This window comes from Gordonia sp. CPCC 205333, from assembly GCF_048537885.1.
In the GTDB taxonomy this organism is placed as follows: Bacteria; Actinomycetota; Actinomycetes; order Mycobacteriales; family Mycobacteriaceae; genus Gordonia.
This window is the reverse complement of the sequence record NZ_JBCLVI010000003.1, coordinates 381,635-405,630: the sequence shown is the minus strand read 5'-3', so window position 1 is coordinate 405,630 and position 23,996 is coordinate 381,635. Positions and strand designations below refer to the sequence as shown.

Sequence of the window (23,996 nt, the reverse complement as noted above, 5' to 3'; positions counted from 1 at the left end):
CTTGTTCTAGGCGCCTGGAGAAACGGCGCCCTCATGCAGGCGCGCGTGCCCTCCGCTGGAGCCATAGCCGCCCGCACCGCGACTGGTCTCGTCAAGTTCGTCTGTCTCGACGAGGTCCGGTAGTTCCACGCGCTGGACGATCAATTGTGCGATACGGTCGCCGCGCGCGATGACGATGGACTCGTCGGGGTCGAGATTAATCAAGCAAACCTTAATTTCGCCTCGATAACCCGCGTCTACGGTTCCCGGCGTGTTGACAATGGACAAACCCGCTCGCGCCGCCAGCCCGGACCGCGGGTGGATGAGACCGACCGTGCCGACCGGCAGCGCGATCGCGATACCCGTACCCACCAATTGCCGTCGGCCAGGGGCCAATTCGAGATCCGTGGTCGAAAACAAATCGACACCGGCATCGCCGGGATGCGCGCGCACCGGCAACGGAAGATCACGATCAAGCCGTTTGACGCGAAGGGGCTGAGCAGTCAACTGCGGTGAAATTTCGCTAGACACACCCGCAGACTACGCTGGGTCGAGTGTCATCCCCGCGAACGCCGTCCGACGCGGCCACCAACCCGTCGCCGGCCAACGTCTATTCCGAACGTCTCTACGTGCCCGCATGGTGGTGGCTCGCCGGAGCCGTCGTCACCGGCGTCCTCGGCTATGAGATTTCGTTGGCCGCACACGGCTCGTTGTGGAGTATCGCCGGGTACGTCATCGTGGCGCTACTTATCGCCTGGCTGTTGTGGTCGATGGGACGGATACGAATCCGCGTCACCGCTGACGGTGAATTGATCGCCGACAAGGCGACACTTCCTCGCTCGGTCATCGATCGTGCGGCATCGGTTCCGCCGTCCGCCAAAAGTGCGGCACTCGGGCGCCAGTTGGACCCCGCCGCATATCTCATGCACCGCGCGTGGGTGAAGTCGATGGTGTTGCTCGTGCTCGACGACCCCGACGATCCAACGCCCTACTGGCTGGTGTCCACCCGACATCCCGAACAGGTTCTGGCCGCTCTGGATCTGGTTGATGCCCGACATCGGCCAGCACCGAAGCAGACCGAACAGGACTGACCCCTTCGCAACACCCAATGTCGCACGCCACAGTGGATCTGGCATTCTTGGCCACAAAGTTCGCCCCGTCGCGTAGTCAGCGACAGTCAAGGAGTCCAACATGACCGTCATCAGCCGTCAGGTAGTCGCTAGCGCACCGCGTGAACTCGCGTTCGCGCACGTCAACAACTACAAGTCAGTCCCGACATGGATGTTCGGCGTCACCAAGTTCACTCCGCTGACCGATCAGACCGAGGGACTCGATTCGACCTTTGACGCGGTGATGAAAATCGGGCCGAAATCGCTGCATAGCACCTTGAAGACCACCGAGTGGGTGGAGAACGAATTGATAAAGCTGGAATCTGTCGACGGTATCAGCGCGGCAACCACGTGGCGCTTCGCCGACGCCGAGGGCGGCGGCACCGCCGTCGACGTCGAATTCACCTACAACTTACCCGGCGGGCTGGCCGGTCGCGCCCTGGCTGCGATTGTTGAACCCGTTGTGGGACAAGCGATCCGATCCACCGAGACCACCCTGACCAAGCAGGTCGAGAGCGCAGCCGCAGCGACGGAAGACTAGCGCGGCAATAACCGGCGGCGAGCCGCCAGTCTGCCGCCTCCCCCTATCGACCGCGCCGATCAGGCGCAGTCGACGCAGATCATCTCGCTGCCGTTCTCATGATCGAGGCGGCTGCGGTGGTATACGAGAAAACAACTCGTACAAGTGAATTCGTCGGCCTGCTTCGGCACGACCCGAACCGACAATTCTTCCCCGGATAGATCGGCACCGGGCAGTTCGAAGGACTCCGCGGTGTCAGCCTCATCGACGTCGACCGACGCCGACTGCGCTTCACTGCGGCGGGCCTTCAATTCCTCCAGCGAATCCTCACCGATCTCCTCGGATTCGGTGCGACGCGGAGCGTCGTAGTCAGTAGCCATTTTCCCGCCTTAATTCATTGTCATCACGCAGCCTGTCGCCGCGTGTTCAACGCCACATTCCAACTCGTGGCCGGGTGCCGTTGTGCCTGACCGATGAACGAGATGTTTTGTACACCGGTCGGTGTTACAACGCCACTGCCCCTGCATTTGTTGCCGCCAATCCGGGCCATTGCGGTGATGTTTATCACAGAATGGAAGTCTTGCTGGGCCGTTTCTCCTGGACCGGGCGCGCCACAATATAGCCCACTGTGGACAGTCGGTCAACATTGCCGACGGTGTGTGCCGTGTCAGGTTTCCACCCACCCGACACGGGCGGGACTGACGGCCGCACCGACACTGGACCCTTTAGAGTGGTCGAGGATATCGACCAACCCCCCGCCGGCCAGCTAGTGACGCCCGGTGGCAGAACGCGAACGAAGGTGGCATAGCGCGTGGTGAGCAACATTACGCACGGTCGGGCAACCGACCGGCGTGGACGACCCTTCCGCCGCCGCGCTGTGCTACCCGCGCTGATTCTGGTCATCGCTCTCGCACTGGTCGGTGTAGTCGTCTGGTCGGTAGCACTGGGCAGCAACGACGACGAGTCAGTCGCGGTCGACTGCAATCAGCCAACGGTTGCCACGCCGAGTACATCCGGTCCGGCACCGGCCACCACCGCGGCAGCTCCGGCATCGACGGCCGCGCCCAAACTCACCGCGGCTTCCCGCGACGACATGCTGACGGTCGCGCCGGCCGCGCTCACCACTTTTTCGGTGCGGGTGCTCAACGCGTCGACCGCTCGCGGCGCGGCCCGGACAGTCTCCGACGATCTGATCGCCCAGGGATTCACTCCGACCCCGGATTCGGCGTTCGGCGACGACCCGCTCTATCCCAACCAGGACCTCAACTGCGTAGCGCAGATTCGGTTCGGTCCGGCCGGCAAAGCCAGCGCGGCGGCGGTATGGCTGGCGATTCCGTGCGCCCAGCTCGTCGACGACGGCCGCGCCGGAACCAGCATCGACGTCGCCCTCGGTGAACAATACAAAGCTCGCGAGCAGAGCCAGGACGCGCAAGCCGCGCTCGAGGCATTGCGCTCGGCCGATCCCAAGGATCCCAAAACCGGCGTCGACCCGTCACTCGTCAAGGCCGTTCACTCGGCCAGCTGCTGACCTATCGGTCAGGCAGGTCGACGAGCGCGCCGACCTCGTCAAGAACCCGCATCATCGCTTGCGCCACACCGGGACTCAGCGCGATCGTCGGGTGACCGTCACTCGCCCGCGAGTTGGCTGGCGGCAGGGTCACCACCGCGCCTGCCTCTGCGGCGATCAGGCCGCCCGCGGCCCAGTCCCACGGACTCAGTCCGTGTTCGATATGCGCGTCGACTGCGCCGCTCGCCACCATGCACAGATCAAGCGCTGCCGCGCCGACGCGCCGGATATCTCGGATCCGGGGCAGTAACGCCGCGATGATCTGGGCCTGATCGGCGCGACGGTTCTGGTCATAGGCGAACCCGGTGGCTACGAGCGCCAGCGACGCGTCATCGATGCCGCTGACCCGCAATCTCTCCCGGATACCGCCGCTATGCCGATACGCTCCGCCACCCGAGGCCGCCGAATAGGTGATCTCTCGTGCGACGTCGACGACCGCGCCGGCCACCGAGACTCCGTTGATCTGCGCGGCAACCGAAACCGCATAGGCCGGAATCCCGTACATGAAGTTGACCGTGCCGTCGATGGGATCGACAACCCAGCGCACTCCGCTGGGTATCTCGCGCGACCCACCGCCCTCCTCGCCGAGCATCTCTTCACCCGGCCGATGTTGTGTCAGCAGGTCTGCGATTAGCGTTTCGGTTTCGGTGTCGGCAAGCGTCACCGGGTCGGTCGGTGTCGACTTCGTCGACACCGCAGCCGATCCACTGGCCGCGTCAGACGACTCGTAAACCGTTGCGGTGCCGAATAATTCGGGTCGTCGGCGGCGGACATGCGCGGCGGCCGCCTGAGCAAGCTCAATGGCGACGAGTGCGAGATCGTCTGCGTCGGTGCTGAGCTGTCTGGAATCGGTCACGCATCCAGTGTGTCATCGCGATAGGGCCGCTTGTCATCCCGAGCTGTGCTCACCGTTCCGGTTTTACCGTTAGCCTGATCACAGTGAGTGTGCGGTTCCGTGAACGAAAGGCCTCGACAAGCCATGACAGACAACACAACTGAGCCCCGACGCAGTTTCGGAATCGACGTCGGCGGATCCGGCATTAAGGGCGGGATCGTAGATCTCGACACCGGCGAGTTGATCGGCGAGCGTTTCAAAGTGTTGACCCCCCGGCCGGCGACCCCCGAGGCGGTCGCGCAGGGAGTTGCCGACGTCGTGGCCCATTTCGACTGGCCCGGGCAGGTTGGGATCACATTGCCCGCGGTGGTTTCCGGGGGCGTCGCGCGTACCGCGGCCAATATCGACCACGGCTGGATCGGTACCGACGTCTACGAACTCTTCGGCCGTCACCTGGGCGACCGAGCACTGTCGGTCCTCAATGACGCCGATGCCGCCGGTATGGCGGAGTCCCGCTACGGTCACGCGTCCAACGAGGTCGACGGCGTGGTCATCTTCCTGACGCTCGGCACCGGCATCGGCTCGGCAATCCTCTATCACGGCCAGCTGCTGCCCAACACCGAACTCGGTCATCTCGAAGTCCGCGGCAAAGAGGCCGAACATCGTGCGTCGTCGAAGGTGAAGGAAGACAACGGCTGGTCATATGACAAGTGGGCCGAAAAACTGTCTGAGGTATTGCGAACCTACGAGGCGTTGTTCTCCCCCGCGCTGTTCATCGCCGGCGGCGGTATCAGCCGCAAGTCACACAAATGGATTCCGTTGCTAACCAACGACACCCCGGTGGTTCCGGCAACTTTGTTGAACACCGCCGGGATCGTCGGCGCGGCGATGGCGGTCGATGCCGGACTACGCGTGTGAATCGCGCGTCGGCGGGCTCCTAAGACAGCCGAGTTGAGCCCCGCGACACGGCACGAGCAGGGCTTTTCTTCACCTTTTCTCAGGTGTCGTTACAATGTTCGTCAGCGGTGCGTTTCGCACCAATAGCCCACCCGCACCGCGCGGTCCACCGACCCCCGGCGCGACTCCCCATCTGCTCGTCCGAAAGGTTGTACGTGGCTGCCTCCAAGACCCAATCGGCGGAAACCGACACCGCCGACTCGGCTGCCACCGAGTCATCGACCGGTGACAATTCCACCGCCCGCAAGGCACCTGCCAAGCGTGCTCCCCGTAAGGCAGCCGCCAAAAAGGCGCCTGCCCGCAAAGCGGCCGCAAAAAAGGCACCCGCCCGCAAGGCCGGAGCTAAGAAGGCCGCCAGCACGGCCGCCGACGGCGACGTCAATGGCTCCGATAGCGTCGACCCGACCGAACTCGACGAACCGTCGATTGATGACATGGACGGTCCGGATACCGACTTGACCGATGTCGACCTTTCCGAAGATCTTGCCGACGACGCCGAGGAGTCCACGCCGGCCAAGCCTGCCAAGGGCGCGAACAAGGCAAAAGATAAAGACAAGGAAGCCGAATCCGACGAGCCGACGGCCGCCGACAAGGCATCCGGTGACTTCGTCTGGGACGAGGAAGAGTCCGAGGCGCTGCGCCAGGCCCGCAAAGACGCCGAGCTGACTGCCTCAGCAGACTCGGTGCGCGCGTACCTGAAGCAGATCGGCAAGGTCGCACTGCTCAACGCCGAGGAAGAGGTGCAACTCGCCAAGCGGATCGAAGCTGGCCTGTTCGCGGCCGAACGCCTACGGCGGATAATGGAGGCTGGCGAGAAGTTGCCGCCGGCACAACGTCGCCTCTACAGCGAAGTCGCCCGTGACGGTAATCGCGCCAAGAATCACCTTCTGGAGGCCAACCTGCGGTTGGTGGTGTCGCTGGCCAAGCGTTACACCGGTCGCGGGATGGCATTCCTCGACCTCATCCAAGAAGGCAATCTTGGCCTGATCCGCGCCGTCGAGAAATTCGACTACACCAAGGGTTACAAGTTCTCCACCTATGCCACCTGGTGGATCCGTCAGGCCATCACCCGCGCCATGGCTGATCAGGCCCGCACCATCCGTATCCCGGTGCACATGGTCGAGGTGATCAACAAACTCGGCCGCATCCAGCGCGAACTGCTGCAGGACCTCGGTCGCGAGCCGACGCCGGAAGAGTTGGCCAAGGAAATGGACATCACGCCGGAAAAAGTGCTGGAAATCCAGCAGTACGCGCGTGAGCCGATTTCCCTCGACCAGACCATCGGCGATGAGGGCGACAGCCAGCTCGGTGACTTCATCGAAGATTCCGAAGCCGTCGTCGCAGTCGACGCCGTCTCGTTCACCTTGCTGCAGGATCAGCTGCAGTCGGTGCTCGAAACGTTGTCCGAGCGTGAGGCCGGGGTCGTTCGGCTCCGCTTCGGTCTCACCGATGGCCAGCCGCGCACACTTGACGAGATCGGACAGGTCTACGGGGTTACCCGCGAACGTATCCGTCAGATCGAGTCCAAGACGATGAGCAAGTTGCGCCACCCATCACGCTCGCAGGTTCTGCGCGACTACCTGGACTGATAGTCCGATCGCACTACAACAACTCCGGTCGCCCGGTTGAGGCGACCGGAGTTGTTATTGTTATGCCTCATGCTCGGCATTCTGCGCCCGTGTACGAGGCATCTCGACGACGATCTACGCGATCAATGGCGCGCACACCTATGCGGACTCTGCCTGTCTTTACGCGACCATCATGGGCAGGCATACCGCGCGATCACCAACACTGACGCCGTCATGCTGTCGATTCTTGTTGCCGCACAACATGATTCATCGACCAGCATGCGGACGGCCGGCCCCTGCCCACTGCGGGCGATGCGCCGCGCCGACGTCATCGACGCATCCGATCTAGGCATCCGACTCGGTACGACGGCCTCGTTGACGCTCGCAAGCGCGAGGGCCGCCGACGTCGTGGCCGAACGGGAACACGGCTTGGCTCGACAAAGCCGAGTGCAGTCGTGGACCGCGGGCCGCGCCGCGACGTTACTACGACGCCGTGCCCTGGCGGACGGCGGCGTGGCACCTCTGGTCGACGTCGACGCGCTCCTCGCCGATCCGGCGGCGTCGGCACAGGCCGAACTCACCGGTCAGTCGCTCACAGCGATCATCGCGCCAACAGCACGCTCGACGTCGGCGGTATTCGCGGCGAGCGCAGAGCTGGCGGGTATCGAGGCCAACCGAGCGCCGTTGGCCGACATCGGAGCTGACTTCGGCGCCTTCGCCCATCTGATCGACGCGGTCACCGATCGCGCCGAAGATGTACGTCGCGGTGACTTCAACCCATTGGAAAAGACCGGCACCACGACCCAACAGGTACGCGCGGACTGTCTTCGGCTCTATCGGGCGGTCGTGCGCCGATTCGACGATCTCGCACTGCATGACGACCGGCTGTTACGCATCACACTGCTTGGCGGCATGCATCATGCATTGCACCGCGTTTTCGATACAGCGACGGTCTCCGCGTCCGACACCCCGACGCCGGACGGTTTCGACGGTCTCGTCCTTGGCCATCCGACCGATCTGCCAACCCCGAACGAGAAGCAGAAGGAGCGATGGCGCGACCGTTGCTTCGATGAATCATGCGACTGCGGCTGCGACAGTTGCTGCGACTGCTGCGGGGACGACGGTTGCTGCAGCAGCTGTAACTGCTGTGACAGCTGCGACTGTGGGTGTGACTGCTGACCTTGTATCCGCAGGCCCTGTCGAAGGCGAACAGTAAACATCGCGTGTGACATGACACACCCGGGGCCCGGGAACAAAACATGAACGCGAATCGTCTGACAGAGTAAGAGAGTCACGTCAACCCAGATGTGGCACTCACGTTGGGACTGACACGCTTGGCGGTGTGTTAGCCCGGGACGGAGGAATCATGTCATCTGTTGTCACTACCACCGATGTGTTCACGCCCCTCACTGCCGCAGACCGCTGCGATCGTTGCAGCGCCGCAGCAAAGGTACGGGCCAGCCTTCCGTCCGGCGGCGAGTTGCTCTTCTGCCGTCATCACTTCACCGAGCATGAAGCACGGCTCGTAGAACTGGGCGCGACCGTCGACCAGTCGGCTGCCGAACTCGTCTAGTCACTGCCCAACGAAACCAACTTCAGGCAACAGCGCCCGGAAATTCCGGGCGCTGTTGCCATTTCACCGCCACTCGCGCAGCGCCTTGATCCGTTCAGTTAGCTGATCGGCGGTAGCCATGGCGGTCGGCGGTCCGCCCAGGCGTGAGCGAAGCTCGTTGTGCACCTTGCCGTGTGGCTTTCCGGTGCGGTGGTGATGCAATGCGACGAGCGAGTTCAATTCGCGGCGCAGCTCGCCGAGATTCGCACCAGTTGAGGTGGCCTTCGGCGCGGCACCATCGGGATGACCGCCCATCGAGGCGGCTACCTTGCGGTTATTGAGTTGCTCTTCCTGCCTGCGCGCGAGCAATTCGCGGACCTGACTGGCATCGAGCAGACCGGGCAGGCCGAGATAGTCGGATTCCTCATCGCTGCCGGCCATCGTCGCCGTCCCGAAGGACGCACCGTCGTAAATGACCTGGTCGAGCTCGGCATCGGCATGTAGTGACTGAAACGCCGCCTCTTCTTCTCCCGGCTCGTCTTTACGTTTGTTGGCGTCGACCAGCAAGGCGTCGTCGAGACCGTCCGACTCACGATGCGGTTTGCCAAGGACGTGATCGCGCTGCGCCTCCATCTCACTGGCCAGACCGAGCAATACCGGAACCGACGGCAGGAATACGCTGGCCGTCTCACCAGCACGTCGTGACCGCACGAAGCGGCCGATGGCCTGAGCGAAATACAGCGGCGTCGACGCGCTGGTCGCGTACACGCCGACGGCGAGCCGCGGCACGTCGACACCTTCGGACACCATGCGAACCGCGACCATCCACTCGGCGTCGGAGGTGGCGAACTGCTCGATGCGATCGGAAGAGCCGGGATCATCGGACAACACCAACGTCACCGACTGACCGCTGATCTCGGTCAGCAATTCGGCATAGTCGCGAGCCGTCGACTGGTCGGTCGCGATGACGAGTCCGCCAGCATCGGTGATACCCGACGCGCGCTTCTGGAGCAATCGCCGATGCGCCGCGCCCAACACCGCCGGAATCCAGTCGCCGTGTGGGTCAAGTGCTGTACGCCATGCCCGTGCGGTGTGTTCGGCCGACAACGGCTCACCGAGTCGGGCGGTGAATTCCTCGCCAGCGCTAGTCCGCCAGCTCGCCTGTCCGGAATAGGCCATGAAGACGACCGGCCGCACGACGCCGTCGCGCAGCGCGTCCGCATAGCCGTAACTATGGTCGGATTTGGATCGTTTGACGCCGCCTGGCTCATCTTCGTAGGTGACGAACGGAATCTGCGAATCGTCGGACCGGAAAGGTGTTCCGGTCAACGCGAGCCGACGTTCCGCGTCGGAGAAGGCTTCGCGGATCGCGTCACCCCACGATTTCGCATCACCGCCGTGATGGATCTCGTCGAGGATTACCAACGTCTTACGGTTCTCGGTGCGGACCCGATGTTTGAAGGGATGCGACGCGACTTGTGCATATGTCAGCACGACGCCGTCGAAATCCGAACTGGTCTGCCCAACCGAGTTGCTGAAATTGGGGTCCAACGCAATGCCGACTCGCGCGGCGGCCGACGCCCACTGGTGCTTGAGATGCTCGGTGGGACACACAACGGTAATCGTGTCCACCGTGCGATCGCCCAAAAGTTCGGCGGCTATCCGCAGTCCGAACGTCGTCTTACCTGCGCCCGGTGTCGCAACGGCCAAGAAGTCCCGCGGTTTAGTCGACAGGTATTTGGTCAACGCCCGACGCTGCCACGCTCGCAACGACGGAGCAGCTGGTTTTTCGCTCACGAAAGAGTTCCGCTCCTGCCCTAGAATCGAGCACTATTCTAACCGGCTTGTACGACACGGCGAACCTGAGCACGCGCGCGTCGCCGCGATCGTGGATGCTAGATGGATCACTACACGCACGCGCAATCCGGCTCCACTGCCCGACGACCCGCCACCCGGGCGCCGGCGTCGAGGCGATCCCGCGCCGGGATCGTCCGATTTACCCAAAGCCGATTCGCCGGATATCGACCGTTCAGACTCCACGCCGACTGACCCGATCGTCCGTGAACCGGTATTCCGCAATCTCCCGAAACTGGTCTGGCGCACCACAGTCGGCGCCTTCGACGACGGGATAATCGGCTGGGCCGCGCAGGCCGCGTTCTGGCAGGCACTGTCACTACCTCCCCTGCTACTCGGTCTGCTCGGCAGTATCGGCTACGTCAGCGGATGGTTCGGGCCGGACACGGTCGCGGTCATCCACGAACGGATCATCGCCTTCGCCAACCGCACGTTCTCCGAGAGCGTCGTCAACGATCTGATCGGTCCGACGGTCAACGATGTCCTCGGCCGTGGTCGGGTCGGTGTGGTGTCACTCGCATTCGTATTGTCACTTTGGGCAGGATCGGCGGCGGTGTCCTGTTTCGTGGCGTCCATCGTTCATGCGCACAATCAGCACGAAGTCCGAAACCCGGTGTGGCAGAGGTTCTTTGCTCTGTTTCTTTACATCGGCTTCCTATTCGCCGCGGTCTTCGTATTACCGCTCGTCGCCGTCGGTCCGACATACCTGCAACGGATCGTGCCTAGTTCGTGGGGCTCGTTCGTCTCTACCCTCATCGACGTCGGATACTTTCCACTCGTAGCTGCTTTGCTGGTCGCGATGCTGACCACGCTCTACCATCTCGCTCTGCCCACTCCACTCCCGTGGCATCGCCTCATCGCCGGCGCGGTGCTCGCCGCGATCGTGTTCTGGATCGCCAGCTACATCCTGCGGCTGTATCTGACCGCGGTTACCCGGTCGGGCTACACCTACGGTGCATTGGCGACGCCGATCGCGTTCCTGCTGTTCTGTTTCTTCCTCGGCTTCGCAGTGGTGCTGGGTGCCGAGTTCAACGCCGCCATCCAGACCATCTGGCCGGCCAAACCGGCGGCGAGTGTGCATGTCAAAGAATGGGTCCACAACACCACCGCCGAAATCACCGGAGGAATCCGGCACCTGCCGAGCGGTGGGTCCCGCCTGGGACTCAGGCGAGACGGCGTGAGCGCGCGCTCACCCGAAAGACGGGAAAAGAACGCGCGACCAGCGCCGCCCGGTGCCTGACCAGCAGACGAGTGGCGGGCGCTACTCGCCCTTTTTCATCCGCGCGTAGATCTTCTTGCATTTAGGACAGACCGGCGACCCCGGTTTGGCCGACCGAGTGACCGGAAAGACTTCACCGCAGAGCGCTACGACGTGGGTACCCATCACCGCACTCTCGGCGATCTTGTTCTTCTTCACGTAATGGAAGACCTTGGGGCGATCTGAGTCGTCAGAGTCAGTGGCGTCGGTGTCGGGCAAATCATCGACGTCGACATCGGGGCGTTCGATTGTCTGTGTTCCCATAGCTCCATTCTGCCCGACCGGTCCGCCACGATCGACCTCGAACCGTACTGACAACCCCGGCCGTGCATTCGCTACCCGAAAGTGGGACAGTGGAGCTATGGGCCACTCAGGTATCGGACATCGGGATGCCCCCGAGACGTTTCTGATCACCGGGGCCGCGACCGGACTCGATGACCAGCACCGCGCACGAGTGCGTAAATACCTCGCAATCATGGCTTTTCGGGTCCCCGCGCTGGTCGGTGCGGGTATCGCCTACAGCATCACGCAGAACGGCTGGATCGCCCTCGCAATAGTTGCAGTGTCCATACCGCTGCCGTGGGTTGCGGTCTTGATCGCCAACGATCGCCCGCCCCGTAAACGCGGTGAGGTCGCACACTATCTGCACGCCGATCATTCGAGCACCGACTCGCGGGCACTGAGCAGTTCGGCCTTCGACGCGGGGGCACCGGGACCTACGATTGACGCCGACGTCGATTTCAGTTTCGATTTCGAGAAACACCCTCCGGCCAGCGACGATAAATCCTGACAATACGCCGGGAACTTTCGGCGCCACCTCCTCGTTGAGCCACTAAGAACGCACACGATGGAGGAGGCCGCATGTCTCGCACGTCAGTTAGCCCAACCCCGACCGCCACCAAGCGACCGGCGATGACCGAACAAGATCTCGATGCGCAATCTCCCTCCGCTGATCTGGTACGCGTGTACCTCAACGGCATTGGCCGTACCGCCCTGCTGAACGCCGAGCAAGAAGTCGAACTCGCCAAGCAGATCGAAACCGGCCTCTACGCGAAACATGTTCTCGCCACCCGCAAACGTCTGTCCGCGGTCAAAAAGCGCGACCTCGCTCAGATCATCCGCGAAGGCGAAGCTGCTCGGGCCCATCTGTTGGAGGCCAATCTACGTCTGGTCGTCTCGCTGGCCAAGCGATACACCGGCCGCGGCATGCCACTGCTCGATCTGATCCAAGAAGGCAATCTCGGCCTGATCCGTGCGATGGAGAAGTTCGACTACGCCAAGGGATTCAAGTTCTCCACCTACGCCACATGGTGGATCCGTCAGGCAATCACCCGCGGCATGGCAGATCAGTCCCGCACCATTCGCCTGCCCGTGCATCTCGTCGAGCAGGTCAACAAACTGGCGCGTATCAAGCGGGAGCTTCACCAGCAGTTGGGCCGCGAGGCTACCGACGACGAACTTGCCGCGGAGTCCGGTATCCCGGCTGAGAAGATCGCCGATCTCCTCGACCACAGTCGCGACCCGGTAAGTCTCGACATGCCGGTGGGCACCGACGAGGAAGCACCATTGGGAGACTTCATCGAAGACGCCGAGGCCACCTCCGCGGAGAACGCGGTAATCGCCGGTCTCCTTCATTCGGATGTGCGCACCGTTCTCGGCACCCTCGACGAACGCGAACAGCAGGTCATTCGGATGCGTTTCGGACTCGATGACGGTCAGCCGCGCACCCTCGACCAGATCGGCCGACTCTTCGGCTTGTCCCGCGAGCGTGTTCGCCAGATCGAGCGGGAGGTCATGGTGAAACTTCGCCAAGGCGATCGCGCCGAACGACTGCGTGCCTACGCGAGCTAGTTCGCGACAGACATTCAACGAGCCGACGCACTACGAGAGTTTCTCGTAGTGCGTCGGCTCGCTTTGTCCGTACTCGACCCGAACTCCGGCTCGGCAAAAGGCCAGCCGAACTACCGTTTCACGGTGTCGAAAGCAGTCTTGAGAGTCGCGCCCGCGGTTTCCGCCGTAACGGAGGTGCCGGTCAAACTGACTGTAAGCAAGCCACCTTTGACCGATACCGCGGCCCACGCCGAATGACCGTCGAATGCGGCGCCAGAATTGGGCAACCCTGCGACGGGTGTTGCGGTCGTGTCTTTTACCGCCAGCTGCATGTATCGCGCTACGGAATCCGTCGTCGACACATAGGCAACAAAACCATTGGTTGGCTCGGTCGACGACCCGATTTGGCATCGACCGGCGTCAGCTTGGCTGACAACTATCGCCGTACCGACAGCACCGCTTAGTGCCTTCGCATCGAGTGCCCCGCACAACTCACCCGCGGGAACGATCGATGGTGTGTCAGCTGCCGGTGTAGACGCGGTATTCGAATCGCTGTCCGAACTTGAACACGCGACCATTCCGGAACCCACCCCTGCAACCAACACTGCCGCCACGAATCCTCGTCGAAATTTCATGTCCGCCCCTCTGAATTGTCCAAATGTCGTCGCGCCGGAGAGTATCAGTGCCGATATCGGGTCTGAAGCTGTGGGCAATGAGAAGCACGCCGCTACGCCAGTCGTCGCGGCCCAGCGTCGACCGCGCTCGGCACCGGCCCGATCCGGATTGTCGCCGACAAGACGGCGGCACCATCGGGCGTTGCCAGAATCGGGTCGCAGATTACCTCGCGAACCTCTGGAATGTCGTCCACGAAAGTGGAAATGCGTTGCAGCAGTTCAGCTAACGCGTCTTGGTCGACCGTCGGGCCACCACGATAACCAGTGAGCAGCGGAGCAGAACGCGGCGTCGTGACAAGTTCTGCGGCGTCGACGTCAGACAGCGGAACGGCGCGATAGCCGATATCACCGAGCAGTTCGAAAGTTGCACCGGACAATCCGAACGAGATGACTGGACCGAATGCCGGATTGTCCGATGCCCGAATCACCGTTCCAACGCCCTTGGGCGCCATCTTCTGCACGTGCAACGCCGTGTCGCCGGTGAGTTCGGTCAGCTCGGCGAATGCGGTCACCACCGTTGTCGCATCGGGGAGGTCGAGTCGCGCACCCTCCCGATCCATCCGGCCACGCCACTGTTTCGACGTCGCCTTGACCGCAACCGGGAATCCGAGTTCCCGCGCAGCGGCCGACGCCTCGTGCATCGAACCGACCACCCGAAACGGCACCACACGCACACCGTAATGCGCGAGTATCGCAGCTGATTCGACGTCGCTGAGGGCGATGGTCTCCCCTGACGCAGGCAGCCGCGACAGAATCGCAGTGCGTGCGGCTTCGGGATCGATGCCGTCGGGTCGGATGATCTCGCCTTCGGGCCGCTCGCGCCACCGCGCGTACTGCCATGACCTGGCCAGTGCTCGGGCTGCGCGCTCTGGGCTCGAATACGACGGGATCGAACCACGAACCGGAGTTCCGTGCGGACCGAAAACCGACAGCATCGGCAAAATGCCCTCGACGCCGAGGAAGGTCGACACGATCGGCTTGCCGCTACCCGATCCTGCGGCGACGAGGGCGCGTGCGTGTTCCTCGCCGTGCACTTCCACCGGCGGAACGAAGACCACGATCACCGAGTCGATCCCGTCGTCGGCGACCGCCTCACTCACTGCGCTCTGGAATGAGCCGGGAGCCGCAGCCGGGCCGAGATCGATGACATCGACCACGTCGAGACCGGAGTGACGTGCCACGTCGGCGGCCAGCGCACCTAGCGCACTCGAGTTGCCGATCACCCTGGTGCGCGGCCCCCTTGGTAAGGGTTGATACGCGAAAAGAGTTGCGCTGTCGAATAATTCAGAGATCGTCTCAACCTGGATGACACCCGCTTGCTCGAGCACCATTTGTGCGACTTTGTCGTCGAAGGATGCCTGCGACGCGCGCTCGGCGCGCATCTGACTCATCGCCCCGCTCCCCGTCTTCACCGCGACGATCGGTTTGCTCCGCGAGACCCGCCGCGCGATCCGGGAGAACTTTCGCGGGTTGCCGAAACTCTCCAGGTACAGCAGCACCACGTCGGTCGCTTCATCGGTGTCCCAGTACTGGAGCAAGTCATTGCCGGACACATCGGCCCGGTTTCCGGCCGAGACGAATGTTGACAAGCCGAGTTGCCGCCGGGCGGCGGTGTCGAGGATCGCGATGCCCAACGCGCCGGATTGACAGAAGAAGCCAACCCGACCGGTCGCCGGAATACGGGGCGCCAGAGTCGCATTGAGCGCGACTCCGGGATCATTGTTGGCGACACCGAGGGCATTGGGGCCCACCAGCCGCATACCGTGCTCGCGAACCTGCGCGACCATTCGGCGCTCGTTCTCCAGCCCTTCGTCACCACTCTCGGCGAAACCGCCGGATACGACGACGAGGGTCCGCACCCCCTTGGCGAGACAGTCGTCGAGAACGCTGTCAACCAAAGCAGCGGGCACGGCGACTACGGCAAGATCAACCGGGTCGGGAATATCGCGCACCGTCGGATAGGCGCGGATTCCGCGCACCGATTTCGGACGTTCCTCAGTTGCGCCGCTGGACCGTCGAGGACCAGCAGTCCTTGCGGCGGTGGGCTTTTCACCCACACGGAGGTCAAGCGCGCCAGTATCGGGGCCGTGTCCCGGTCCGTTGACCGGATAGATCGGACCGGTGAATCCACCCGAAGCGATATTGGCGAGGAGCGTGTTACCAACCTTGCCCGGATCGGTCGACGCACCGATGACCGCCACCGATCGCGGCCGCAGCAGGTTGGCAACGCTGCGTGCCTCCGAGGCGCGTTCACGCGCGTTCCGCACCGATCGCTGTGCCTCGGTCGGGTCGATCAGGAATTCCACGTGCACAGTCGATCCGTCGAAGCTCCGGGTCAGTTGATAGCCGGCGTCGCGGAACACAACGACCATATTCGGATTCTCGCTGAGCACCTCGGCCTCGAACCGGGTGATGCCGTTCTCCGCCGCGGCACCGGCGAGGTGTTCGAGCAGGATCGGCCCGAGACCGCGACCCTGATGTTCGTCGGCCACCACGAACGCCACCTCCGCCGACCCCGGCTTCCCCGTCTCGCCAAGTCCTTCGTAGATGCCAACGGCGATGATCTCGCCGCCAAGTTCGGCGACGAGTGCGACGCGCTGCTGATGGTCGACGGTGGTCGTGCGGGCGATCTCGCGCGGAGAAAGAGTCGGTGTCGGCCCGAAATACCGCAGGTACCGAGTTCGTTCGGAGAGTTTGCTGTGGAATTCGACGACGCGATCCGCGTCGTCCGGCACGATGGGCCGCAGATGAACCACGCCGCCATCGGACGCCAGGACGTCGGCGATCCAGTGTCGGGGATATGACCACGCCTGCCGAATCGCCGGAGTCACGTCGTCGGCCTCGCCCGCCGGGACCTGCGCGGTGGGTTCGGCTGCACTGTCAGTCACGCGGATCCTCCGGATCAAGTCCGTGCAGTGGAAAGACCGCACGTCGGGTGGCCAGAATCGAGCGGTCGGTCTGCGCTTGGGACTTCTCGGTGATGCCGTCGGGCGGCGGCTGGCCGGTGTCACCATCCCATGACTGGTATTTCACATCACCGCCATCTGACATCGTCGTTTCCGGCGGCCGTGAATAGTCCGAGTGCACGTCGTCGGCGATGGTTCGCGCGCCAGCCAACCACTCGTCGCCGATAACAGTCGCCGGCTCGATGCTGCGTCCCAGAGTGGCGGCAATCAGATGGGTCCAGATCCGCGGCACCACGTTGATCACGCCATATCCCCCACCGCCAACAGTGAGCCATCGACCGTCGCAGTAACGGTCGGCCAGATCGCGCATCGCGTAGATCGCGGCACGCTGTCCGTCGACGGTGAGCGACAGGTCGGTCAACGGGTCGGCGCGATGACTGTCCGCGCCACATTGACTAATCAGGATCTGCGGCTTGAACGCTTCCAGCACTGACGGCACCACACTGTGAAATGACCTGAGCCACAACCGATCTGACACACCGGGCATCAGTGGCAAGTTCACCGAGGTACCCGCGGCGGCTCCGTCGCCCACCTCACTCGACCAACCGGTTCCCGGCCACAAAGTTGCCGGATGCTGATGCAACGACACTGTCATCACCCGAGGGTCGTCGATGAATTCCAACTGCACGCCGTCGCCGTGGTGAGCGTCGATGTCAACGTAGGCGATCCGGTCGAATCCGTTGGCCAACAACCATTTGATGGCGACCGCACAGTCGTTGTACACACAAAAACCCGCGGCACGTGCGGGCATCGCGTGATGCATACCGCCGCCGATGTTGACCGCGCGACGCACCGATCCATTCGCGATGGCGCGTGCTGCGGCCAGGGTGCCGCCGACCAGCAGTCGCGATGCTTCGTGCATCCCGTCGAATATTGGATTGTCGGCGTCACCAAGGCCGAACAGCCGCTCAAGAAGTGGTCCCGACAATGCCGCCGTCCCCGACCCGACAGCACGCACCGCGTCGATGTAGTCGGCGGTATGCACTACCGTCAATGCTTCATCGTCAATGTCGGTCGGCGGGATCGGATCGACGCCCTCGAATACCCCGAGACTTTGCGCCAAGGAGACCGTCAAGGCCAGGCGCACCGGATTCATCGGGTGTGTGTAGGCCCACTTGTAGGACAGGTAGCCCTCGCTCCAGATCACCGCGGCATCGCTCGCGCCCGGCCCGCTGTCGTCGTCACTCACGCCTGGATATACCACGCTGATCAGGCTAGGGCATTGTCACGAGATAGGTTGCCGTGCGTCGGATTCTGTTGGTGCACTTTCGAATTCTCATCTTGGGACGTTGGTAACGCCGCCGAACGACCATCGGCTCTGTGCGACACCGCGATAACCTCACCACGGACTGCGCCGCGCTAGTAGTACTCTGGTAGCTCAGGAGCGTGCAGTGCTGCCACGAAAGGGAACTGGGGCGACGTGAACGACTTGGTCGATACCACCGAAATGTATTTGCGCACAATCTATGACCTCGAAGAAGAGGGCATCGTTCCGTTGCGCGCGCGGATCGCCGAACGTCTCGAACAGAGCGGCCCCACCGTGTCGCAGACGGTCGCGCGGATGGAACGTGACGGACTGCTGCATGTCGCAGGTGACCGTCAACTCGAGCTGACTGACAAAGGCCGCGAACTGGCCATCGCCGTCATGCGCAAACACCGTCTCGCCGAGCGTCTGCTCGTCGATGTCATCGGCCTCCCGTGGGACGAGGTGCACGACGAGGCATGCCGCTGGGAACATGTCATGAGCGAAAGCGTCGAACGCCGACTCGTCAATGTGCTGGAAAATCCCACCACTTCCCCCTACGGCAACCCGATTCCCGGCTTGGAACTACTCGGTGTTGAAAGTGTCGCAGTCGTCGACTCGGCCTGCCGAGTATCGGACCTCCCTCAGGGCGATGCCGTCGCTGTCGTGATTCGGCGGCTTTCCGAACACGCACAATCGGACCAGGAACTGATCGCCAGTCTGCGCGAGGCAGGCGTGGTGCCAAATGCGCGTGTCACAATCAGCGGTTCTCCCCGTTCCTACACGATCAACACGCCGGGCCACGAGGGGCTGGTGCTCTCGACCGAGATGGCGCATTCGATCTTCGTCGAGAAGGTCTAGCGGCGTAATTAGCCCGCGACCGGCAACGTCGGCCCGGGCATTGTGACGCCAAGTGCCTCGGCAATCCGGTACGAGTCCCCGATGAGTTCCCGTAGCAGGGCCGGGCGTAGTCCGGCCCGCAACGCGCGGTCGAGCAAGATCGCGAACGACCACTCATGGTCGGCGCCGAGAGCGACGTCGAGAGCTATCCCGGCGAAGGCACCCTCGCCCGCGATGTAGTGCAAATGGGCGAGCATAGTTGCCGCACTCGCGCGGCCGCGACCGCGCAAGACCTGGGTCAGTTCTCGCCACATCTGTTCGGCTTGCGCACGAAGATCGGTGATAGCGAAAACCAATAGCGCGTCACGAACGTGTACGTCGGTGATCGCGCGATGCCAGGTTGCCATTGCGGCACAAGGTATTTGAACCTTCCCCACGCGTGGCGCCGGTCCGTTCGCCAACGCGGCGACGGCATCGTAGGCAAAGGCGAGCAAGTCAGCCTGCTCCTCCCGAGTCGCGCGGGACAGCGATATCAAGCCGTCGGCGGAACAGTCCGGGTCATCGCAGTGGGTTTTCTCGACGAGCAATTGAGTCATCTCGGCCCGCTTGCGCAGAACCGGGCGGCCGCGCCGGAACGCTCGGTCCAATGCGGTCGGCGATGATGACGGATCTGCCAGCGCGCCGACACGCGGCGGCGGCGCGAGGAACGGTGTCGGCGGCCCGGTCAGTACCGTATGCCACCTGCTGCCGGCCGCATACTCGCTGGTCGCGTAGGCGGCCGCGAGTCCGCCGACTGCCGCGAAGGGGGCCGCGATCTGCTCCACGACGGCGGCGATCTCCGGCGAGTCGGGCGAATAGCGATCATCGATGACGACCGCGATCACCGCCGCCGTGTCGTACTGGCGGCAGATCGCTGCCAAATTGTCCACGATGCCGATGAACTCCGGCCGGGCCACGCCGGCGGCGTCCAGTAGCAGGTCATGTCGCATCGTCGAGTCGATCGTGCCGTCGTCGTCGAATGCGACGAGAACCAGCGACCGCTCCGGCATGAATCCGATCAGTCCGCCAATGGCGTCGAGTAGCACATTGGCCGCAAGTGCCCGATTGGTGTCAAATATCGTCATCGCCCAATAATGAGCTGCGAAACCGTTTGCGCAAGAGTCGTTTTCACGACGACGGCGTGTCGTCCACAGCTAGCGTCGTCATCCACAAATTTGCCTGGAGCGATGCGTGAGAAACGTCAGGCGAATGACGCCGAAACCGCCTTGACGAATAGTGCGTCAAGGTCCGGCGTCGACACCGACGCCACCTGCGTCGGCTCAGCATTCGCCGCGTCTGTCGTCGCGACACCGCGGTAGACCACATAGACCCGTACGCCATCGCGTTGAGCCACATAGGTCTTCGACGCGACCCCGACCGCGGACTCACCTTGGCCGCCAGTCGCACTGCCGCCGGTGGTCTGCGTCCGCGCGATCCCGAGGGTCGAGACACCGGGGATCGATGGCTCTGCGAGGTCGATGATCGTCTGCCGCACCGTCGACGACGCTCCCGCCGCATTGGTGCGCACATAGGACTTACACTGTCCGACTTGGTTTTCGAGGTCGGATAGCGGTGTGCTCACGCGCGTCGTCACTACAGTGAGAGTGCCGGGCAGCACCGACGATGCGGACAACTGGGCAACCATCGCCGCGCTGTCGGCGGGATTGGACGACAGCGGCGTCGGAGCGCAACTGTCCGGTTCGACCCTGCCGCCCTGAACATCGCCCACCACATCGGAGACAAGAGCGGCACGAGCTGGGCCGACGACAGTCGTCGGAGTCAGGCCCGCCGGAAAGTCAGCCGCGTCGACCATTCGAGCGCTGATATCTGGATGCGAGGCACCGTCAACGCTGCACGCTGTTCCCAGTGTGACGACCATCGCCAGCGCAGCCACCAATGGCCAGGCCATACGTCCACGTTCAGCGATCACAGCAAACAAGTCTGCCAGCAATCGTCGCTCAGTCCGGGAATCAGCCACACCTTCGGTGCGTTGGAGGGAAACAACACACCGATTACTCACTTCGGATAGAACGTCAACTCGAAGCGCCACCGGGTAACCCGCAGGGCTAATGGATTCGCCTAGCCGGGTACTGGTGAGGGACAATAGTCACTTCACCGGTCGGCACGCTCGAGAAGAAGGAGGCACGACGATGGATGAGAAGCCCGAGCAGAGCTCACTCTACGAGTTGGAGTTCCCGGCACCCGAGATGTCCGGTCCGCCCGAACGCGGCCCGGTCTTGATTCACGCGCTGGAGGGCTTCGCGGACGCCGGACATGCCGTAGCGCTGGCAGCTGAGCATCTGCGTGACAGTCTTGAGTCTGAGTTGGTGGCGACGTTCAACACCGATGAGCTGATCGATTACCGCTCCCGCCGCCCAACGATGACTTTCTCCGGCGAGGAGTTCACCTCGGTGGACATGCCGAAATTGACGATGCATGCAATCCGCGACAATGCGGGCGTCGGGTTCCTGTTGCTGTCGGGGAACGAACCCGATCTGCGCTGGGAACAGTTTGTCGAAGCGGTGCGGCGGTTGACCGAGCAGTTTCGCGTCACCGATGTCATTGGCCTCAACGCGATTCCAATGGCTGTTCCGCATACCCGGCCAGCGACCATCACGGCGCACGGCGACTCCGAACAACTCGGTGACCTGCCACGATGGGGTTCGGAAATGAAGATCCCAGCGTCGGCGTCGATGCTGCTTGAACTACGCCTTACCCAGCAGGGTTATCGAGGCGCAGGGCTTTCGGCCCACGTCCCGCACTACCTGGCGCAGGCCAACTATCCAGGTGCGGCGGCGCGACTGGTCGAGACTGTCGGCGACGTGACCGGACTTAAGCTTCCGGTTGCCGCGCTCGACAACGCCGCGGCTGCGGTCCGCGAGCAGATTGACAACGAGGTGTCGGGCAATAGCGAGATCCAGTCGGTGGTTTCGGCCCTGGAATCGCAATACGACAGTTTCCACGAGGCGGCTCAGACGCAGGCGTCGCTGCTCGCCGCCGACGAACCGCTGCCCAGCGGCGACGAGCTCGGCGCTGAACTGGAGAAGTTCCTGGCGCAACATAACCGCGACCAAGACCAAGGCGATGCTGGCGACACCTCCGGCACTATCTGATCCCGCCGCGCGAGCGGCCTTCGACGAAGACCTGGCATTCGAAGAGTTCTCCGAGTGGGCCGACGGACGCGGCCTCCAGTTCTACTCCCACCAAGAAGAGTCTCTGCTGGAACTGGTCGGCGACTCACATGTCATCCTGGCGACCCCGACCGGCTCCGGAAAGTCGTTGGTCGCCACCGGCGCTATCTACTTCGCGCGGCACCGGCATCGTCGGGCGTATTACACGGCTCCGATCAAAGCGCTGGTCAGTGAGAAGTTCTTCGAACTGTGCGATGCCTTCGGAGCAGACAATGTCGGGCTCCTCACTGGTGACGCCTCAGTCAACTCCAACGCGCCGATTATCTGCGCGACGGCCGAGGTAGTCGCAAATATCGCGCTACGCGACGGCTCTGATAGCGATATCGGCTTGCTCGTCGCCGACGAATTCCATTACTACGGCGACCGAGATCGCGGGTGGGCCTGGCAAGTCCCGCTCATCGAACTTCCCAACACGCAGTTCCTGCTGATGTCGGCGACGCTGGGCGATGTCACGTTCTTCGTCGAGGACCTCACCCAGCGCACCAACCGGCCGACTGCGGCGATCACCGGCACCACTCGCCCGGTACCGCTCGAATACGACTACGCGCTCACACCGATACACGAGACCATCGAGAAGTTGGTCGACGCCGGTCGCGCGCCCGTCTACGTCGTGCATTTCACCCAGGCGTCCGCCGTCGAACGCGCACAGGCTCTGATGTCGGCGAAGGTAGCCGACAAGGCGCATCGGGCCCTGATCGCCGAAGCCATCGGTGATTTCCGGTTCGGTACCGGCTTCGGCTCGACGTTGAGCAAACTTCTGCGAGCGGGCATCGGCGTACATCACGCCGGGATGCTGCCGCGTTATCGACGGCTTGTCGAACGGCTGGCTCAGCAGGGATTACTGCGGGTAGTGGCCGGCACCGACACGCTCGGCGTCGGGATTAATGTGCCGATTCGCACGGTGCTATTCGCTGGCCTCTCGAAATACGACGGTACCAAGGTTCGCCGCCTCTCGGCACGCGAGTTCCACCAGATCGCCGGACGTGCTGGTCGCGCGGGATTCGACACCATCGGGTACGTGGTCGCGCAGGCACCCGAACACGACGTCGAGAATGCCCGTGCGGTCGCCAAGGCCGGCAGCGATCCGAAGAAGTTGCGAAAAGTGGTGCGCCGCAAGCCTCCCGAAGGTTTCGTCTCTTGGGGTGAACAAACTTTCGTCACGCTGACGACCGCGCCCAACGAGGCGCTGCGCTCACATTTTCACATCACGATGGCCATGCTGATGGAAGTGCTCGCCCGACCGGGCGACTGTTTCGCGGCCCTACGTCATCTACTGGAAACCAATCACGAGACCCGCGCACGACAGCTCAAACACATCACGCACACCATCACCCTGTACCGCGACCTTCGGGAAAGCGGCATCGTGATTCAGCTCGCCGAGCCCGACGACTTAGGCAAACATGTCGCCCTGTCAGTTGACATGCCGGAGAACTTCGCTCTGACCAATCCGCTGTCGGCGTTCGCCCTGGCGGCATTCGACCTACTCGACGCCGAGTCATCGACATATCACCTCGATGTCTTGTCCATCGTCGAGGCGACACTCGATGATCCGCGACAAGTTCTGATGGCTCAGCGCAAGGCCGCGCGTGATGTTGCGATCGCTGAAATGAAGGCCGACGGAATCGAATACGAAGAACGAATGGCCCGGCTTGAGGAGATCACCTGGCCGCAGCCGCTTCTCGACGAGATCTCTTTCGCGTTCGGCGTATACCGTTCGACCCATCCCTGGGTCGGCTCATTCCCGCCGTCGCCGAAGTCGGTTGCACGCGAAATCCTTGAGCAGTCAAAGACATTCAACGAGTTCGTTTCCGAGTACGGACTGGCACGCAGCGAAGGAGTGCTACTGCGCTACCTCACTGATGCGTACCGTGTATTGCGGTCGGGCTTGCCGCAGAGCGTTGCCACCGAGCAGATTGTGGACCTGACCGAGAAGCTTGGCACGATGGTCCGCGAAGTCGACTCCAGCCTGCTCGACGAATGGGAACAACTGACCACGGTGGACTCGGAATAGTTG

23 protein-coding genes are annotated in these 23,996 nt (G+C 63.0%); 13 read left to right on the top strand and 10 right to left on the bottom strand.

Features of this window, described 5'->3' with window-relative positions; genetic code table 11:
- Positions 1-6 precede the first annotated feature (6 nt).
- On the bottom strand, positions 7-510 hold the full coding sequence (gene dut / locus AAFP29_RS12100) for a dUTP diphosphatase (RefSeq protein ID WP_419217614.1): 504 nt from the start codon (positions 508-510) through the stop codon (positions 7-9).
- Positions 511-524: 14 nt separating this feature from the next.
- Between dut and AAFP29_RS12095 the strand changes: the two genes are divergently transcribed.
- Positions 525-1,070 carry a DUF3093 domain-containing protein gene (locus AAFP29_RS12095; protein WP_419218083.1) on the top strand — a complete coding sequence of 182 codons (546 nt, stop codon included), beginning with the start codon at positions 525-527 and terminating at the stop codon, positions 1,068-1,070.
- Between the two features lie 100 nt (positions 1,071-1,170).
- Positions 1,171-1,629 carry an SRPBCC family protein gene (locus AAFP29_RS12090; protein ID WP_419217613.1) on the top strand — a complete coding sequence of 153 codons (459 nt, stop codon included), beginning with the start codon at positions 1,171-1,173 and terminating at the stop codon, positions 1,627-1,629.
- Positions 1,630-1,688: 59 nt separating this feature from the next.
- On the opposite strand, the gene AAFP29_RS12085 is transcribed toward AAFP29_RS12090, so the two are convergent.
- Positions 1,689-1,988 (bottom strand): DUF4193 domain-containing protein, encoded by a 300-nt coding sequence (locus AAFP29_RS12085; RefSeq protein ID WP_419217612.1) that lies wholly within the window; start codon positions 1,986-1,988, stop codon positions 1,689-1,691.
- A 431-nt stretch (positions 1,989-2,419) separates the two neighbouring features.
- On the opposite strand from AAFP29_RS12085, the gene cei reads away from it, so the two are divergent.
- Positions 2,420-3,136: an envelope integrity protein Cei gene (cei, locus tag AAFP29_RS12080; protein ID WP_419217611.1), complete on the top strand. Its 717-nt coding sequence runs from the start codon at positions 2,420-2,422 to the stop codon at positions 3,134-3,136.
- A gap of 1 nt (position 3,137) precedes the next feature.
- Here cei and AAFP29_RS12075 read toward each other — a convergent pair whose 3' ends face one another.
- The gene (locus tag AAFP29_RS12075) at positions 3,138-4,031 is read right to left on the bottom strand and encodes an inositol monophosphatase family protein (RefSeq protein ID WP_419217610.1); all 894 of its coding nucleotides are present in this window, start codon (positions 4,029-4,031) and stop codon (positions 3,138-3,140) included.
- Between the two features lie 123 nt (positions 4,032-4,154).
- Here AAFP29_RS12075 and ppgK point away from each other — a divergent pair, with 123 nt between their 5' ends.
- The 4 genes from ppgK (at position 4,155) to AAFP29_RS12055 (ending at position 8,108) form a co-directional block, all read left to right on the top strand.
- The gene (gene ppgK / locus AAFP29_RS12070; RefSeq protein WP_419217609.1) at positions 4,155-4,928 is read left to right on the top strand and encodes a polyphosphate--glucose phosphotransferase; all 774 of its coding nucleotides are present in this window, start codon (positions 4,155-4,157) and stop codon (positions 4,926-4,928) included.
- A gap of 194 nt (positions 4,929-5,122) precedes the next feature.
- The gene (locus AAFP29_RS12065) at positions 5,123-6,556 is read left to right on the top strand and encodes an RNA polymerase sigma factor (RefSeq protein ID WP_419217608.1); all 1,434 of its coding nucleotides are present in this window, start codon (positions 5,123-5,125) and stop codon (positions 6,554-6,556) included.
- A 69-nt stretch (positions 6,557-6,625) separates the two neighbouring features.
- Positions 6,626-7,714 carry a DUF5685 family protein gene (locus tag AAFP29_RS12060; protein ID WP_419217607.1) on the top strand — a complete coding sequence of 363 codons (1,089 nt, stop codon included), beginning with the start codon at positions 6,626-6,628 and terminating at the stop codon, positions 7,712-7,714.
- Positions 7,715-7,901: 187 nt separating this feature from the next.
- Positions 7,902-8,108, top strand: a complete 207-nt coding sequence (locus AAFP29_RS12055; protein ID WP_419217606.1) for a DUF7455 domain-containing protein — start codon at positions 7,902-7,904, stop codon at positions 8,106-8,108.
- A gap of 63 nt (positions 8,109-8,171) precedes the next feature.
- Here AAFP29_RS12055 and AAFP29_RS12050 read toward each other — a convergent pair whose 3' ends face one another.
- On the bottom strand, positions 8,172-9,884 hold the full coding sequence (locus AAFP29_RS12050; protein WP_419217605.1) for a DEAD/DEAH box helicase: 1,713 nt from the start codon (positions 9,882-9,884) through the stop codon (positions 8,172-8,174).
- A gap of 91 nt (positions 9,885-9,975) precedes the next feature.
- Here AAFP29_RS12050 and AAFP29_RS12045 point away from each other — a divergent pair, with 91 nt between their 5' ends.
- Positions 9,976-11,181 (top strand): YihY/virulence factor BrkB family protein, encoded by a 1,206-nt coding sequence (locus AAFP29_RS12045; protein ID WP_419217604.1) that lies wholly within the window; start codon positions 9,976-9,978, stop codon positions 11,179-11,181.
- A 21-nt stretch (positions 11,182-11,202) separates the two neighbouring features.
- Here AAFP29_RS12045 and AAFP29_RS12040 read toward each other — a convergent pair whose 3' ends face one another.
- On the bottom strand, positions 11,203-11,463 hold the full coding sequence (locus AAFP29_RS12040) for a DUF3039 domain-containing protein (RefSeq protein WP_419217603.1): 261 nt from the start codon (positions 11,461-11,463) through the stop codon (positions 11,203-11,205).
- Between the two features lie 97 nt (positions 11,464-11,560).
- Between AAFP29_RS12040 and AAFP29_RS12035 the strand changes: the two genes are divergently transcribed.
- Both AAFP29_RS12035 and AAFP29_RS12030 read left to right on the top strand, forming a co-directional pair.
- Positions 11,561-11,989, top strand: coding sequence for a DUF3099 domain-containing protein (locus AAFP29_RS12035; RefSeq protein WP_419217602.1), 429 nt, complete (start codon positions 11,561-11,563; stop codon positions 11,987-11,989).
- Between the two features lie 71 nt (positions 11,990-12,060).
- A complete protein-coding gene (locus AAFP29_RS12030) occupies positions 12,061-13,050 on the top strand; it encodes a sigma-70 family RNA polymerase sigma factor (RefSeq protein WP_419217601.1) in 990 nt (329 codons plus the stop codon).
- 110 nt (positions 13,051-13,160) lie between these two features.
- Here the strand turns inward: AAFP29_RS12030 and AAFP29_RS12025 are convergent, their stop codons facing one another.
- From AAFP29_RS12025 to AAFP29_RS12015, 3 genes are all read right to left on the bottom strand, one after another.
- Positions 13,161-13,664, bottom strand: coding sequence for a hypothetical protein (locus tag AAFP29_RS12025; RefSeq protein ID WP_419217600.1), 504 nt, complete (start codon positions 13,662-13,664; stop codon positions 13,161-13,163).
- Positions 13,665-13,756: 92 nt separating this feature from the next.
- Entirely contained in the window at positions 13,757-16,591 is a 2,835-nt protein-coding gene (locus tag AAFP29_RS12020) for a GNAT family N-acetyltransferase (RefSeq protein ID WP_419217599.1), read from the bottom strand.
- Complete coding sequence (locus AAFP29_RS12015; RefSeq protein WP_419217598.1) at positions 16,584-17,858, bottom strand: acetoin utilization protein AcuC; 1,275 nt, start codon at positions 17,856-17,858, stop codon at positions 16,584-16,586. The genes AAFP29_RS12020 and AAFP29_RS12015 overlap by 8 nt, the downstream gene beginning before the upstream one ends.
- Before the next feature lie 231 nt (positions 17,859-18,089).
- On the opposite strand from AAFP29_RS12015, the gene AAFP29_RS12010 reads away from it, so the two are divergent.
- Entirely contained in the window at positions 18,090-18,773 is a 684-nt protein-coding gene (locus AAFP29_RS12010; protein ID WP_419217597.1) for an iron dependent repressor, metal binding and dimerization domain protein, read from the top strand.
- 8 nt (positions 18,774-18,781) lie between these two features.
- Here AAFP29_RS12010 and AAFP29_RS12005 read toward each other — a convergent pair whose 3' ends face one another.
- On the bottom strand, positions 18,782-19,876 hold the full coding sequence (locus AAFP29_RS12005; protein WP_419217596.1) for a DUF4192 domain-containing protein: 1,095 nt from the start codon (positions 19,874-19,876) through the stop codon (positions 18,782-18,784).
- A gap of 116 nt (positions 19,877-19,992) precedes the next feature.
- Positions 19,993-20,721, bottom strand: a complete 729-nt coding sequence (locus AAFP29_RS12000) for a hypothetical protein (protein WP_419217595.1) — start codon at positions 20,719-20,721, stop codon at positions 19,993-19,995.
- Between the two features lie 220 nt (positions 20,722-20,941).
- On the opposite strand from AAFP29_RS12000, the gene AAFP29_RS11995 reads away from it, so the two are divergent.
- Both AAFP29_RS11995 and AAFP29_RS11990 read left to right on the top strand, forming a co-directional pair.
- Complete coding sequence (locus AAFP29_RS11995; protein WP_419217594.1) at positions 20,942-21,904, top strand: PAC2 family protein; 963 nt, start codon at positions 20,942-20,944, stop codon at positions 21,902-21,904.
- On the top strand, positions 21,876-23,993 hold the full coding sequence (locus tag AAFP29_RS11990) for a DEAD/DEAH box helicase (protein ID WP_419217593.1): 2,118 nt from the start codon (positions 21,876-21,878) through the stop codon (positions 23,991-23,993). Before AAFP29_RS11995 ends, AAFP29_RS11990 begins: the two co-directional genes overlap by 29 nt.
- The last annotated feature ends 3 nt before the right edge of the window (positions 23,994-23,996 follow it).